Raw genomic sequence first — 14,098 nt, 5'->3', positions numbered from 1 at the left:
CCGTCAGACCCCGAACGCGCGGGTGAACCGCACGTCGCCCTCGGCCATGTCCCGCATGTCGCTGACCCCGTGCCGGAACATCACCGTCCGGTCGATGCCCATACCGAACGCGAATCCGGAGTAGGCCTCGGGATCGATGCCGCAGGCGCGCAGCACCCGCGGGTTGACCATGCCGCAGCCGCCCCACTCGACCCACTGCGGCCCGTCCCGGTGTTCCGGGAACCAGACGTCGAACTCGGCCGACGGCTCGGTGAACGGGAAGTAGTGCGGCCGCCACCGGGTCTTCGCGCCCTCGCCGAACATCGCCTGGGCGAAGTGGTCGAGCGTGCCGCGCAGGTGCGCCATGGTGATGCCCTTGTCCACCACCAGGCCCTCGACCTGGTGGAAGACCGGCGCGTGGGTGGCGTCCAGCTCGTCGGTGCGGTAGACCCGGCCGGGTACGACCACGTAGATCGGCGGCTTACGGGTGAGCATGGTGCGCGCCTGCACCGGCGAGGTGTGGGTGCGAAGAACAAGGCCGGAGCTCTCCGCCCCCGACGGCGGGGCGATGTGGAAGGTGTCCATCAGGCCGCGCGCCGGGTGGTCGGCGGGGATGTTCAGCGCGTCGAAGTTGGTCCACTCCAGCTCGACCTCGGGACCCTCGGCGATCTCGTAGCCCATCCCGATGAACAGGTCGCTGATCTGCTCCATCAGGGTGCTGAGCGGGTGGCGGGCGCCGCGCGGCCGCCGGTCGTACGGCAGGGTCACGTCGACCCGCTCCTCGACCAGCACCCGCTCGGCCTGCTCCCGCTCCAGGATCTCCTGGCGGGCGGCGTACGCGGTCTCGATGGCGCGGCGGGCCTCGTTGACCCGCTTGCCGGCGTCGGACTTGGCGGCCGGCGGCAGTGCGCCGATCTCCCGGCGGGCCAGCGAGACCGGGGCCCGGTCCCCGAGGTGCGCGGGGCGCAGCGCGTGCAGCGCGTCCGGGTCGGTGGCGTTGGCGAACGCCTTCTCGGCCTCGGCCACGGCCTCGGCCAGGGCGTCGGGGTCGAGCAGGGCGACCTGCTTCGGGTCGTACGGATCGTTGCGGTAGCTCATGGCGTACGGGTACTCCCTCACGGCGGCGCCGGCCCTCACGGGCGGCTAGGCGAGTCTACGGACGCGCGGCTTCGCCGCAGCCCGCCGGTGGGAGTTACGCAGGGGGAAGGGTCAGGCCCGCCGCCCGCCGACACCGGCGGGCTGGCTAAACGAACGCCGTGGCGCGTTCATCACGTGGACGGCTCCCCCTGCTGTGTGTGCGCATGACGGAGGTCAGCGCAGTGCTCTCGCTGAAGCGTACAGGCAGACGGCCGCCGCCGCAGCCAGGTTGAGGCTCTCGGCGCGCCCGTGCAGCGGCACCCGGACCCGGGCGTCGGCCGCCTCGGTCAGTTCCTCGGGCAGGCCGTGTGCCTCGGAGCCGAAGAGCCAGGCGGTGGGGGTGGCCAGCCGGCCGGCGTCGGCGAGGTCGTCGAGGTCGCTGTCGCCGTACCCGGTGGTGGCGAAGACGGTGAGCCCGGCGGCCCGCAGCGCCTCGACCGCCGCGAGAGGGTCGGCGGCGCGGACCACGTCGACGTGGAACAAGCTGCCGGCGGAGGCCCGCACGCACTTGCCGTTGTACGGGTCGACCGCGTCCCCGGCGAAGACCACCGCGCCCGCGCCGGCGGCGTCGGCGGTGCGCAGCACGGTGCCGGCGTTGCCCGGGTCGCGGATCTCGGCCAGCACCGCGACCAGCCGCGGCCCGCGCGCCAGGGCGGTGTCCAGGGGCACGTCGAGCTGCCGGCAGACGGCGACCAGGCCCTGCGGGGCGACCGTCTCGGCGAGCGCGGCGAGGGCCTCGTCGGTGACCTCGGAGACCGGTACGTCCGCACGGGCGGCCGCGGCGGCCAGATCGGCGTACCGGTCGAGGGCGGCCGGGGTGCCGAAGAGTTCGACGACGGTGCCGCCGCGGGCGAGGGCCTCACGGACGGCCTGCGGTCCCTCGGCCAGGAACCGGCCGGTGGTGTCGCGGTCGCGGCGGCGGTGCAGCCGGCGGGCCGCGACGACCCTCGGGGTACGCGGGGTGAACGGGCCGGAGACAGCGTCGAGGCGCCTCCCGCGCGATGGTGAATGCATGGGAGACGCCTCGATCTGCTGTTGCGGGTGGATCAGGCGGCCTGGGCCGCGGCGCCACCGGTGCCCTCGGCCGCCACGGCGGCGCGCGCGAGCTCGACGATCGCGGCGAACGACGCGGCGTCGTTGACCGCCATGTCGGCCAGGATCTTCCGGTCGACCTCGATGCCGGCCAGGCGCAGGCCCTGGATCAGCCGGTTGTAGGTCAGGCCGTTGGCCCGGGCGCCGGCGTTGATCCGCTGGATCCAGAGCTGCCGGAAGTCGCCCTTACGGTCGCGACGGTCCCGGTAGGCGTACTGCATCGAGTGCAGCACCTGCTCCTTGGCCTTGCGGTAGAGGCGGGAGCGCTGACCGCGGTAGCCACTCGCGGTCTCCAGCAGGGTACGACGCTTCTTCTGGGCGTTCACAGCCCGCTTGACGCGTGCCATCTCAACTCCTTCTTCGGTTCAGGTGGCGCGCGTCAGCGGCCGAGCATCTTGTTGATTCGCTTGACGTCGGCCTTGGCCACCTCGACGGTGCCGGTCAGCCGGCGGGTGCGGGTGGAGGCCTTCTTCTCCAGGTTGTGCCGCATGCCGGCCTGCTGGGCAACGATCTTGCCCTTGCCGGTCACGCGGACCCGCTTGCCCATACCCGTGTGGCTCTTCATCTTCGGCATTGGAACGTCTTCTCCCCTGTTACTCGCCGGTGGTCCCGGCGGGCCCGGCCGCCTCGGCCGGAGGCGCCTCGGCGGCACCCGCTTCCCGCTCGCGCGGCGCGCCGCCGCGGGCCGCCGTGGCGGACGCCTTCACGGCGCGGTGCGGCGCGAGCACCATGATCATGTTACGGCCGTCCTGCTTCGGCGCGGCCTCGACGTACCCCAGCTCCGAGATCTCGGACTCAAGCCGGCGCAGGAGCCGGTAACCCAGCTCCGGGCGGCTCTGCTCGCGACCGCGGAACATGATCGTCACCTTGACCTTGTCGCCGGCCTTGAGGAACCGCACCACGTGACCCTTTTTGGTCTCGTAGTCGTGCGGGTCGATCTTCGGCCGGAGCTTCATCTCCTTGATGACGGTCTGCTGCTGGTTACGCCGCGCTTCGCGCGCCTTCAGTGCGCTCTCGTACTTGAACTTGCCGAAGTCCATGAGCTTGCACACCGGCGGGCGCGCCATCGGCGCAACCTCGACCAGGTCCAGGTCGACGTCCGCGGCCAGCTGAAGGGCGCGCTCCAGCGGGACGATGCCCACCTGCTCACCTTCAGGGCCGACCAGTCGGACCTCACGTGCCCGGATCTGCTCGTTCACGCGTGGTTCGACGCTGATGGGGCCTCCTCGAGTCGAGTCTCCTACGGTGCCGACTCCGCGGGCTCCCGGGCGGGAGCCGACCCGGAAAGCAGAAGGCCCCGGCGCACGCCAGGGCCCACTCGACCGGTCGGCACGATCACATGATCGCGCATCCGGGACCGGGACGTGCCCGGAACCGGGGGACCGGACCCGGCCACCTTCGCGGCGACTCGGGTGGGAGCAGGCGCTCCGCTTCAAGACCGCCCGCACGTCAGGGACGGAGGCAGTCTGGTCGACCTCGCAACACTACACCCTCACCCCACCCACCCTCAAACCACCTCCGCATGGCGGGTCACACCCTCAAGATCCGCCCAGCTTCCCCGAAAGTGCCGCCGCCCAGCGTTCGGAGGCAACGCTTTCCCCGGAGGTGTGCGTACGGGTCAGCGGGGGGTGTTGGTGAGGGAGGCCAGGTGGGCCTGGTGGAGGCGGCGCAGGGCGCGTACGCCCTCGACCGCGCGCTCCTTGTCGGCGGCCTGGAGGGCGATCATCGGCAGCAGGTCGTCGTCGTGCAGCTCCAGGCTGGCCCACGGGGCACCGCGGTCGAACCGGACCCCGCGGATGACCTCCCAGGGCAGCTCGTGCGAGCCGAGCACGTTGCGGACCCGGACGCCCTTGGCGTCGGCCACGACCCGGGGACGGGTGAAGAGCAGGATGCCCAGGGCGCCGAAGACACCCAGCCCGATCATGGCGATCTGGTCGCCCCGCTGGAACGTGCCGTAGCCGTTGCCGGTGCCGCCGGTCAGCGAGGTGGCCACCAGGCTGAACACCACCAGCAGGAGGGCAGCCGACACCCAGCAGACCAGCCGGATCCGCCGGGGCCGCACGGTCACCACTGAATCGCTCCGCTCGCTCACGCGACCAGTCTGCCACCCGGCTCCGGCGCGCGTTCCGCCGCCACACTGACGGGTGCCCGCCTCGACAGGCCGGCCACCAGCACCGCCACCGCGGTGAGCCCGGCGCCGGCCAGCACCGGCCAGCGCGCCCCGGCGCCGCCGGGCAGCGCCAGATCCAGCACCAGTGCACCGCCGAGCTGCCCGGCGACCAGCGCCAGGCCGGTCCGCAGCACCCCGGCCGCGCGTACGCCGACCAACAGGGCGAGCACGATAGCGACCCCGAGCAGGCCGCCCACGTACAGCCACCACTGCCCCGGCCAGTGCGGCCCGGCGGTGAACGCCCCGACCAGCGCGGCCACGGCGAAGATGGGCGGGGTGCTGACGGCGAAGTTGACCGCGATGCTGGCCGCCGTGGTCCCGGCGGCGGAGACCCGGCCGTTCAGCGCGGACTGCAGGGCCACCGCCAGCCCACCGGCGACCGCGAGCAGGACCAGCCCCACCGCCAGATCACCGACCGGACGGCCGAGCTGGGCGAGGGCGACCGCGGCGATGCCGAGCAGCCCTCCGGCGACCCGGGGCGCGGTGAGCGACAGCCGCCCCACCGGGGACAGGCCGACCCGGTCCACGGCCAGCCCGCCCAGGCTGCCACCGGTCACCTGGGCAATGGTGAACACGGCCACCCCGAGCACCGGCACGACGTACGTGGCGATCACCACGATCGCCGCGCCGCCGAGCCCGCCCAGATACGACCACCAGGGCAGGCCGGCCCGGCGCAGCGCGACCAGCCCGGCCCGCATCGAGGGAAGGGCGACCAGCCCGACCAGGACGAGGAGGCAGCCGCCGAGGTTGTTGACCACGGCGCCGAGCACCGGGGCGCCGGCCCGCTGCCCCAGCTCGGCGTTGACGGCGCCCTGTGCGGCCGAGGCCACCCCGCCGAGGACGACCAGCGACAGGGCGGCCGGGGCCGACAGCGGTCTCACAATCGGCACGCGTGGATGTTGGTGACCAGGATCGCCCGCGCGCCCAGCTCGTAGAGCTCGTCCATGATCCGGTGCACGTCGTCGCTCAGGACCATCGCCTGCACGGCGACCCAGCCCTCGCGGTGCAGCGGGGAGACGGTCGGCGACTCGATGCCGGGGGTCAGCGAGCTGGCCCGGTCGAGCAACCCGGCCGGCACGTCGTAGGCCAGCATCACGTAACGCCGGGCGACCAGCACGCCGTGCAGCCGGCGCAGCAACTGGTCCGCCTGGGCACAGCCGGGAGCGCCGATCCGGCGGACCAGCACGGCCGAGGAGCGCAGCAGCGGCTCCCCGAACACCACGAGCCCGGCCTGGCGCAGCGTGGCGCCGGTCTCCACCACGTCGGCGACCACGTCGGCCACGCCGAGACGGATGGCGTTCTCCACCGCGCCGTCGAGGCGGATCACCTCGGCCTTGATGCCCAACTCCGCCAGGTGCCGCTCGACCAGGCCCGGGTACGCGGTGGCGATCCGGTGCCCGCCGAGCTGCTGGACGGAGTCCACGTCCTCGGGGCGGGCCGCGAACCGGAACGTCGCGCGGCCGAAGTTCAGGTCGACGACCTCCTCGGCCGGCGCGCCGGAGTCGACCAGCAGATCGCGTCCGGTGATGCCGACGTCGAGGTCACCGGAGCCGACGTAGGTGGCGATGTCCTTGGGGCGGAGGTAGAAGAATTCGAGATCGTTGGACTCGTCCCGGCAGACCAGGTCCTTCGGGTCGGTGCGCTGGCGGTAGCCCGCCTCGCGCAGAATCTGGGCGGCCGACTCGGCCAGGGCGCCCTTGTTGGGTACGGCGACACGCAGCATGGGTGGAGTGCTCCTTCGATCGATCGGAATGATCAGCGGGCGGGAACACTCACAGATGTCGGTAGACGTCCTTGAGCTCAAGACCGGTGGCGAGCATCAGCACCTGGACCTGGTAGAGCAGCTGGGAGATCTCCTCGGCGGCCCGCTCGGGCCCCTCGTGCTCGGCGGCCATCCACGACTCGGCCGCCTCCTCGACGACCTTCTTGCCGATGAAGTGCACCCCCTTTTCGAGCGCGGCGACCGTGCCCGAGCCCGGGGTGCCGGCGGCGGCCTTGGCCTGCAGCTCGGCGAACAGCTCCTCGAACGTCTTCACGGAAGGCGATTCTTCCAGCTCGCCGACGCGGCCGCGTGCGGCGGGTCCGGCCCGGCCCGGTGGTCGGGACGGCCCGACCGACCGAACTTGATCCACAACTGTGGGACAGGTCTCGGCCTCGCACGCCCCGTGGCCCTACCATGTTGACCATGGTAAATACCCCTCGCATCCTCGCTCTCGGCGCGGCCGGCGCCGTGCTCGCCGCGGTCGCCGCCTGCGCGCCCCAGGACGATCCGTCCCCCACCCCGAACCCTCCCGCCGCGGCCTGCACGAAGGACAAGATGCCGACGCGGACCACCGGCAAGCTCACCATCGCCACCGACGAGCCGGCGTACGAGCCGTGGTTCCGCGGCAACAAGCCGGACAACGGGGAGGGCTACGAGGCGGCCGTGGCGTACGCGGTGGCCGAGAAGCTCGGGTACGCCCGCGAGGACGTCACCTGGACCCGGGTGAAGTTCGACGCCGCCATCGCCCCCGGGCCGAAGACCTTCGACTTCGACATCAACCAGTTCTCCATCACCGACGAGCGCAAGCAGGCGGTCGACTTCTCCGCGCCCTACTACCTGGTGCGGCAGACCGTGATCGCGCTGAAATCCTCCAAGATCGCCGGAAAGAACTCGCTGGCCGACCTGAAGAACGCCACCCTCGGGGCCCAGGTCGGCACCACCAGCTACCAGGCGATCACCGACGTGATCAAGCCGACCCGGAAGCCACAGGTCTTCAACAACAACGACGACGCCAAGAAGGCGCTGCAGAACGGACAGCTCGACGGCCTGGTGGTGGACCTGCCGACCGCCTTCTACATGACCGGCGCGGAACTCACCGACGCCACCATCGTCGGCCAGGTGCCGCAGGTCGGCGCGCCCGAGGCGTTCGGGCTGCTGCTGGACAAGGACTCCCCGCTCACCCCGTGCGTCAACGACGCCATCAGCCAGCTCACCAAGGCCGGCACCCTCACCGAACTCCAGCAGAAGTGGCTCGCCCAGGCGGCCGGAGCGCGCGAGCTCACGTGAGCCTGCTGCTCCACGCCCCCTCGGCCGCCCAACAGCGGCGGACCGCGTACCGACGCCGACAGACCGTACGCAGCGTGCTGGTCGCCGCCTCCTCCACGGCGGCGCTCGGCACGCTGCTGGTCACCGCCGTCACCGGCGCACCGGGTTGGGACCGGGTCCGCACGTCGTTCCTGGACCCGGCGATCGCCCGGGACGCCCTGCCGGCGGTGCTCGACGGGCTCTGGCTCAACGTCCGGCTGCTGGTCTGCTGCGCGGCCGGCGCGCTGCTGCTCGGGCTGGTCATCGCGCTCCTGCGCACCCTGCGCGGCCCGGTCTTCTTCCCGGTACGGGCGCTCGCCACCGGCTACACGTACACCTTCCGGGGCCTGCCGCTGATCATCGTGCTCTACGTGCTGACGCTGGGCGTGCCGGGCCTGCGGTTGCAGGGAATGCCACCGGTGCTGGTGCTCGGCGGCCTCGCGCTGGTGCTCACCTACAGCGGGTACCTGGCCGAGGTCTTCCGGGCCGGCATCGAGTCGGTGCACCCGAGCCAGCTCGCCGCGGCCCGGTCGCTCGGGCTGACCTACCGGCAGACCATGCGGCACGTGGTGCTGCCGCAGGCCGTCCGCCGGGTCGCCCCGCCGCTGCTCAACGACGTGGTGGCGTTGCAGAAGGACGTGGGCCTGGTCTCCCTGGCCGGGCCGATCGACGCCGTACGCGCCGCCCAGATCGCCACCGCGCAGAGCTTCAACTTCACCCCGTACATCCTGGCCGGGGTGTTGTTCGTGCTGCTCGCCATCCCGCTGATCGCGGTCACCGACTGGGTGACGCTGCGCGCGGCCCGACGCCAGTCCGGAGGCTGACATGTCCGTGCTGAACTGCCGAGGGCTGCGCAAGGAGTTCGGTGGCCACGTGGTGCTCGACGGGCTCGACCTGACCGTCCAGGAACATCAGGTGGTGGCGCTCATCGGGGCGTCCGGATCGGGCAAGTCGACCCTGCTGCGCTGCGTCAACCTGCTGGAGGAGCTGGACGACGGCACCATCGAGCTGGACGGGGAGGACATCTCCGACCCCCGGGTCGACCCCGACCTGGTCCGCCGCCGGATCGGCATGGTCTTCCAGTCGTACAACCTCTTCCCGCACCTGACCGTGCTGCAGAACATCACCCTGGCACCGCGTCGGGTGCACCGGCGGGCCCGCGCGGAGGCCGAGGACCAGGCTCGGGAGTTGCTCGACCGGGTGGGGTTGGGCGAGAAGGCGGACGCGTACCCGGATCGGCTCTCCGGCGGGCAGCAGCAGCGGGTGGCCATCGTGCGGGCGCTGGCCAACTCCCCCCGGCTGATGCTGCTGGACGAGGTCACCTCGGCCCTGGACCCGGAACTGGTGGGCGAGGTGCTGACGTTGATCCGCGAGCTGAAGGCCGACGGGATGACCATGGTGCTGGCCACCCACGAGATGGGGTTCGCCCGCGACGTCGCCGACCAGGTCTGCTTCCTCGACGGGGGCCGGGTGGTGGAGGCCGGGCCGCCGGCGCAGGTGCTCGGCGAGCCGACGCAGCCGCGTACCCGGCAGTTCCTCAGCCGGATCATCGAGGCCGGCCGGCTCTGACGGCCCCCGACCTACTTGATCAACTCCGCTTGCGGCAGGTTGTGGTCAAAACAGAGCACGAGACCACCACTTGCCGCACACCGAGTCGATCAGGCGAGGAAGGCGCGTACCGCCGCGTGGAACTCGTCGGGCGGGTAGCGGGCACCGCGTGCCCGGCGTCGATCGTCGCCAGCTCGCCGGCGGGCATCCGGGCGGCCATCGCGGCGAGCCGGTCCTGCGGCAGGCGGCTGGCCGGACCGCCGGCCACCACCCGGGTCGGCGCCTTGATCTCCGTCAACCGTTCCCACCATTCAGGAGGCGCTCGGCGTGGCCGTCCTCGCCGCAGGCGCCCTGGCCATGGTCCGTCCGGGCCTGGTGCTCGCCTTCGTCGGCATCATGCTGATCGGTCTCGGGCTGCCGATGTCGATGGTGGGCACCATGACGTTGATCCAGCGACGTACCCCGCCAAACCTGGTCGGCCGGGTCTCGGCCGCGCTGGACGCGTTGGCCAGCGGGCCGCAGGCGGTGGCGATCGGGGCTGGCGCGCTCCTGGTCGGTCTGGTCGACTACCGCCTGCTGTACGGGGCGATCGCGGCGGTGCTGCTGGTCGCGGCCGGCTACCTGCTCACTGGCCGCCGCCTCACCGCCCCGGCCGACGCCACGCCGGCCGCCGAGCCGGTCGAGGCCGCACCGGCCCCCAGGTAGCGACCGACCGGGCGGCCACGGGCCACCGGTCAGGCGAAGCCGACGCGGTGGCCGTTGGTGGCGTCGAGGCCGCGGATGGCCAGGGCGGCGTCCAGGGCCGCCACGGTGGCCGCCCAGCCCTTGTCCTCGGCCGACCCGGGCAGGCCGGCCCGGTCCCGGGCCTGCTCGATGGTGTCCACGGTGAGCACCCCGTGCGCCACCGGCTTGCCCTCGTCCAGCGCGACCCGGGTCAGCCCCTCGGTCACCGACTTGCAGACGTAGTCGAAGTGGGCCGTGGCACCCCGGACCACCACGCCGAGGGCGACCACCACGTCGTACCGGCGGGCCATCGCCTGGGCCACCACGGGCAGTTCCACCGAGCCGGCCACCCGGGCCACCACGGGCCGGGCACCGCACGCCTCAGCGGCGGCCACCGCCCGGTCGACCATGTGGTCGGTGAGGTCGCCGTGCCAGCGCGCGGCCACGATGCCGACGGTCAGCCCGGCCGCCTCCACCGAGGTGACGCCCGGTTCCCCGAACCCTGCCATCGCTATGCTCCGATCTCGTCGCCGGCGACCGTACGGCCCATCGGCGCCTCGGTCACCTCGTCCAGCCCCTCCAGGAGGTGGCCCATCCGGTCCCGCTTGGTCCGCAGGTAGCGCACGTTCTCCGGGTTCGACCGGACGGGCAGCCCCTCGCGGCCGCTCACCGTGAGGCCGTACCCCTCCAGGCCGGCACGCTTGGCCGGGTTGTTCGTCAGCAGCCGCATCGAGCGCACGCCGAGGTCGTAAAGGATCTGCGCGCCGGTGCCGTAGTCCCGGGCGTCGGCGGGCAGCCCCAGGTCGAGGTTCGCGTCCACGGTGTCGCGCCCCTGGTCCTGAAGCTGGTACGCCTGGAGCTTGTGCAGCAGCCCGATCCCGCGCCCCTCGTGCCCGCGCACGTAGAGCACCACGCCGCGCCCCTCCTGGGCGACCCGGGCCAGGGCCGCCTGCAACTGCGGGCCGCAGTCGCAGCGCAGCGAGCCGAACACGTCGCCGGTCAGGCACTCGGAGTGCACCCGGACCAGCACGTCCGCGCCGTCACCGAGGTCGCCCATGACCAGCGCGACGTGCTCGGCCGGGTCGTGCTCGCTGCGGTAGCCGAGCGCCCGGAACACCCCGTACGGGGTGGGCATCCGCGCCTCGGCGACCTGCTCCACCTGCTTCTCGGTGCGCCGCCGGTACGCGATCAGGTCGGCGATGGTGATCAGGGTCAGCCCGTGCTCGGCGCAGAACTTCTCCAGGTCCGGCAGGCGCATCATGGTGCCGTCGTCGTTGACCAGCTCGCAGAGCACCCCGGCCGGGCGCAGCCCGGCCAGCCGGGTCAGGTCCACGGCCGCCTCGGTGTGGCCGGGCCGGCGCAGCACCCCGCCCTCCCGGGCCCGCAGCGGCACCACGTGCCCGGGTCGGGCCAGGTCGGTCGGGTCGGTGCCCGCGTCGGCGAGCAGCCGGATGGTGTGTGACCGGTCGGCCGCCGAGATCCCGGTACTGACCCCTTCCCGGGCGTCCACGGTCACCGTGTACGCGGTGCCGCGCCGGTCCTGGTTGGTGTGGTGCATGGGCGGCAGGTCCAGCCGGTCGCACTCGCTTTCGGTGAGCGGCACGCAGATGTAGCCCGAGGTGTGGCGGACCATGAACGCGAGCAGCTCCGGGGTGGCCAACTCGGCCGCGAAGATCAGGTCGCCCTCGTTCTCCCGGTCCTCGTCGTCGACCACGACGACGGGCCGGCCGGCGGCGATGTCCGCCACCGCCTGCTCGATGGATCCGAACCTCGTGCTCATGCCGGCACTCCGCTTCGCTCCGTGCCGCCATGAGGCACCAAAAGACTGAGCCTGATGATTCGCTCGCTGCGCTCGCTCATGCCGGCACTCCGCTTCGCTCCGTGCCGCCATGAGGCACCCAAGAACTGAGCCTGACGATTCGCTCGCTCATGCCACGGCCTCCGAGTAGGTCGGCGGGGTCTGGGTGCGGGCCGGCGTCGTGGCCCGCGAGGTACGCCACCAGGCGGCCAGTCCGGCGGCACAGAACCCGCCGTAGACCAGGTACATGACGGCCGACGGATAGAAGCCGCCGCGCAGCAGCAGCGGCACGCCGACCGCGTCGACCGCGATCCAGATCAGCCAGAACTCCACCCAGCCACGGGCCATGCCGTACGTCGCGAGCAGGCTGCCGGTCAGGATCCAGGCGTCGGGCAGCGGCCCCCACGAGCCGAGCGCGGCCAGCACCGGGTACGCGGCCGCGGTGCCGACCACCGCGGCGACGAGCAGGCCGAGCCGCTCCCGGCCGGTGGCCCAGCGCGGGGTGACCGCCGGCTGCTCCCCCGAACCAGCGCGACGGTTGCGCGACCAGCGCCACCAGCCGTACAGGCTCACCGTGAAGAAGAAGACCTGGCGGCCGGCCTGGCCGTAGAGGTCGTGTGCCTGCGGGGTGGCGAAGGCGCCGCCGAGGAACACGGTGAACAGCAGCGCGTTGCCGATCATGCCGATCGGCCAGGCCCAGACCAGCCGGCGCAGCCCGAACAGCGCGGAGCCCAGGCCGAAGACGTTGCCGACGATCTCCCGGACCAGCACCGCCGAACCGGCGACCTGGAGCTGGGCGTCGAGCAGCCAGCCGAGCGGGCCCATCAGCGGTCGCCTCCGATGAGGCGGTCGCCGAGCAGCCGCTCGACGTACTTGGCCAGCACGTCCACCTCAAGGTTGACCGGGTCTCCGACGCCCTTGGCGCCGAGGGTGGTGAGCTTGAGGGTGGTGGGGATCAGCCCGACGGCGAACCAGTCGTCGCCGACCCCGGCGACGGTCAGCGACACGCCGTCGACGGTGATCGAGCCCTTCTCCACCACGTACCGGGACAGCGAGGCGGGCAGCCGGAAACGGACCGTCTCCCACTGCTCGGCCGGCTCCCGGGAGAGGATCTCGCCGACCCCGTCGACGTGGCCCTGGACCAGGTGCCCGCCGAGCCGGCTGTTCAGCGCGGCGGCCCGCTCCAGGTTGACCGGGTCACCCGGACGCAACGCGCCGAGCGCGGTGCGGCGCAGGGTCTCCCCCATCACGTCGGCGGTGAACACGTCCCCGTCGACGTCGACCACGGTCAGGCAGACCCCGTTGACGGCGATGGAGTCGCCGTGCCGGGCGTCGGAGGTGACCAGCGGGCCGCGAACGGCGACCAGCGCGGAGTCGCCCCCGGTCTCGGTGGTGCGGATGACCTCGCCCAGCTCCTCGACGATGCCGGTGAACATCTTCAGGCCTCCCTCTTCCGGGGCAGCGCGGTGATCCGCAGGTCGGGACCGACCTGCGTGACGTCGGTGATCTCCAGGTCGATGACGTCGGCGATGGTGGTCACGCCGGCGTCGAGCAGCGCGGTCGGGCCGGCGCCGAGCAGCTTCGGCGCGACGTACCCGACGACCTTGTCGACCAGGCCGGCGGCGAGGAACGCGCCGGCCAGCCGGGGGCCGCCCTCCAGCAGGGCGGCCCGGACGCCGCGGTGGTGCAGCTCCGCGAGCAGCGCCGGCAGGTCGACCCGGCCGTCCGGGCCGGCGCCGACCTCGTCGGCGGTGGCGATCCAGGTCGGGGCGGCGCCGTCGCGGACCCGGGCGTCGACCGGGGTACGCCCCGAGCTGTCCACCACCACCCGCAGCGGCTGCCGGATGGCCAGGGTGCCGTCGCGCAGGTTGCGGGCGGTGAGCCGGGGGTCGTCGGCGAGCACGGTGCCCACCCCGGCGATCACCGCGTCGACGGTGCCCCGCAGGGCGTGCACGTCGATCCGGGCCGCCTCCGAGGTGATCCACATGCTGGTGCCGTCGGCGGCGGCGGACCGCCCGTCGAGGGTGGCGGCGTACTTCCAGATGACGTACGGCCAGCCGCGGCGCATCGAGGTGAGCCAGGCGACGTTGCCGGCCTCGGCCTCCTCGGCGCGTACCCCCGTCTCGACCTCGACCCCGGCGGCGCGCAGGGTGGCCGCGCCGCCGGAGGCGACCGGGTTGGGATCGGGCACGGCGACCACCACCCGGGCGACCCCGGCCGCGATGAGGGCGTGGCTGCACGGGCCGGTGCGGCCGGTGTGGTCGCAGGGTTCCAGGGTGACCACGGCGGTGCCGCCGTGGGCCCGCTTGCCGGCCTGGGCGAGGGCGACGATCTCGGCGTGCGGGCCGCCCGCGTACGCGTGGAAGCCCTCGCCGACGATCTCGCCGGCCGCGTCGAGCAGCACGCAGCCGACCACCGGGTTGGGGCTGGTGGTGCCGAGACCGCGGGCGGCCAGGGTGATCGCACGGCGCATCGCCTCGTCGACGGAGACGCTCGCCATCGCCTGTCCCTGCCCTCTCGCTCGCCGGTCGCGCGGGCGGGGCTGGGAGGTTACGGCACGGATGCCGCGGACACGCGGCGGCGG

Annotated in this window: 18 protein-coding genes; 4 read left to right on the top strand and 14 right to left on the bottom strand. The window is 72.9% G+C overall.

All coding sequences use genetic code 11. The features are described from left to right. Nucleotides 1-3: 3 nt before the first annotated feature. The 9 genes from pheS to GA0070604_RS09895 all read right to left on the bottom strand — a co-directional run bounded on the left by pheS (nt 4) and on the right by GA0070604_RS09895 (nt 6,414). The gene (gene pheS / locus GA0070604_RS09935) at nt 4-1,077 is read right to left on the bottom strand and encodes a phenylalanine--tRNA ligase subunit alpha (RefSeq protein WP_091127009.1); all 1,074 of its coding nucleotides are present in this window, start codon (nt 1,075-1,077) and stop codon (nt 4-6) included. 213 nt (nt 1,078-1,290) lie between these two features. Next, the gene (locus tag GA0070604_RS09930; RefSeq protein ID WP_091117623.1) at nt 1,291-2,130 is read right to left on the bottom strand and encodes a TrmH family RNA methyltransferase; all 840 of its coding nucleotides are present in this window, start codon (nt 2,128-2,130) and stop codon (nt 1,291-1,293) included. A 32-nt stretch (nt 2,131-2,162) separates the two neighbouring features. Further along, nucleotides 2,163-2,555, bottom strand: a complete 393-nt coding sequence (gene rplT, locus GA0070604_RS09925) for a 50S ribosomal protein L20 (protein ID WP_091117620.1) — start codon at nt 2,553-2,555, stop codon at nt 2,163-2,165. A gap of 32 nt (nt 2,556-2,587) precedes the next feature. Further along, a complete protein-coding gene (gene rpmI, locus GA0070604_RS09920) occupies nt 2,588-2,782 on the bottom strand; it encodes a 50S ribosomal protein L35 (protein WP_091117618.1) in 195 nt (64 codons plus the stop codon). Nucleotides 2,783-2,801: 19 nt separating this feature from the next. Continuing rightward, the gene (gene infC / locus GA0070604_RS09915; protein ID WP_091117616.1) at nt 2,802-3,407 is read right to left on the bottom strand and encodes a translation initiation factor IF-3; all 606 of its coding nucleotides are present in this window, start codon (nt 3,405-3,407) and stop codon (nt 2,802-2,804) included. 419 nt (nt 3,408-3,826) lie between these two features. Next, entirely contained in the window at nt 3,827-4,279 is a 453-nt protein-coding gene (locus tag GA0070604_RS09910) for a PH domain-containing protein (RefSeq protein WP_091117614.1), read from the bottom strand. 17 nt (nt 4,280-4,296) lie between these two features. Continuing rightward, on the bottom strand, nt 4,297-5,268 hold the full coding sequence (locus GA0070604_RS09905) for a DMT family transporter (RefSeq protein WP_244161807.1): 972 nt from the start codon (nt 5,266-5,268) through the stop codon (nt 4,297-4,299). Then, nucleotides 5,256-6,101 (bottom strand): ATP phosphoribosyltransferase, encoded by an 846-nt coding sequence (gene hisG / locus GA0070604_RS09900; protein WP_091117609.1) that lies wholly within the window; start codon nt 6,099-6,101, stop codon nt 5,256-5,258. The genes GA0070604_RS09905 and hisG overlap by 13 nt, the downstream gene beginning before the upstream one ends. Before the next feature lie 49 nt (nt 6,102-6,150). Beyond that, nucleotides 6,151-6,414, bottom strand: coding sequence for a phosphoribosyl-ATP diphosphatase (locus GA0070604_RS09895; RefSeq protein WP_091117606.1), 264 nt, complete (start codon nt 6,412-6,414; stop codon nt 6,151-6,153). A 149-nt stretch (nt 6,415-6,563) separates the two neighbouring features. Here GA0070604_RS09895 and GA0070604_RS09890 point away from each other — a divergent pair, with 149 nt between their 5' ends. From GA0070604_RS09890 to GA0070604_RS09875, 4 genes are all read left to right on the top strand, one after another. Continuing rightward, a complete protein-coding gene (locus GA0070604_RS09890; RefSeq protein WP_091117604.1) occupies nt 6,564-7,427 on the top strand; it encodes an ABC transporter substrate-binding protein in 864 nt (287 codons plus the stop codon). Nucleotides 7,428-7,432: 5 nt separating this feature from the next. Beyond that, nucleotides 7,433-8,269, top strand: a complete 837-nt coding sequence (locus GA0070604_RS09885) for an amino acid ABC transporter permease (RefSeq protein ID WP_091127008.1) — start codon at nt 7,433-7,435, stop codon at nt 8,267-8,269. Nucleotide 8,270: 1 nt separating this feature from the next. Next, nucleotides 8,271-9,014, top strand: a complete 744-nt coding sequence (locus tag GA0070604_RS09880; protein WP_091117602.1) for an amino acid ABC transporter ATP-binding protein — start codon at nt 8,271-8,273, stop codon at nt 9,012-9,014. A 306-nt stretch (nt 9,015-9,320) separates the two neighbouring features. Further along, nucleotides 9,321-9,698, top strand: coding sequence for a hypothetical protein (locus tag GA0070604_RS09875; protein ID WP_091117599.1), 378 nt, complete (start codon nt 9,321-9,323; stop codon nt 9,696-9,698). A 29-nt stretch (nt 9,699-9,727) separates the two neighbouring features. On the opposite strand, the gene ribH is transcribed toward GA0070604_RS09875, so the two are convergent. From ribH to ribD, 5 genes are all read right to left on the bottom strand, one after another. Next, nucleotides 9,728-10,225, bottom strand: coding sequence for a 6,7-dimethyl-8-ribityllumazine synthase (gene ribH, locus GA0070604_RS09870; RefSeq protein WP_091117597.1), 498 nt, complete (start codon nt 10,223-10,225; stop codon nt 9,728-9,730). Nucleotides 10,226-10,227: 2 nt separating this feature from the next. Further along, the gene (locus tag GA0070604_RS09865; RefSeq protein ID WP_091117595.1) at nt 10,228-11,496 is read right to left on the bottom strand and encodes a bifunctional 3,4-dihydroxy-2-butanone-4-phosphate synthase/GTP cyclohydrolase II; all 1,269 of its coding nucleotides are present in this window, start codon (nt 11,494-11,496) and stop codon (nt 10,228-10,230) included. 147 nt (nt 11,497-11,643) lie between these two features. After that, on the bottom strand, nt 11,644-12,339 hold the full coding sequence (gene pnuC / locus GA0070604_RS09860) for a nicotinamide riboside transporter PnuC (RefSeq protein ID WP_091117592.1): 696 nt from the start codon (nt 12,337-12,339) through the stop codon (nt 11,644-11,646). Continuing rightward, entirely contained in the window at nt 12,339-12,950 is a 612-nt protein-coding gene (locus GA0070604_RS09855) for a riboflavin synthase (RefSeq protein WP_091117588.1), read from the bottom strand. Before GA0070604_RS09855 ends, pnuC begins: the two co-directional genes overlap by 1 nt. Before the next feature lie 2 nt (nt 12,951-12,952). Beyond that, the gene (gene ribD, locus GA0070604_RS09850) at nt 12,953-14,014 is read right to left on the bottom strand and encodes a bifunctional diaminohydroxyphosphoribosylaminopyrimidine deaminase/5-amino-6-(5-phosphoribosylamino)uracil reductase RibD (RefSeq protein WP_091117586.1); all 1,062 of its coding nucleotides are present in this window, start codon (nt 14,012-14,014) and stop codon (nt 12,953-12,955) included. Between the last annotated feature and the right edge of the window lie 84 nt (nt 14,015-14,098).

This window comes from Micromonospora eburnea, from assembly GCF_900090225.1.
GTDB lineage: Bacteria > Actinomycetota > Actinomycetes > Mycobacteriales > Micromonosporaceae > Micromonospora > Micromonospora eburnea.
This window is presented reverse-complemented; position numbering and strand designations above follow the sequence as displayed.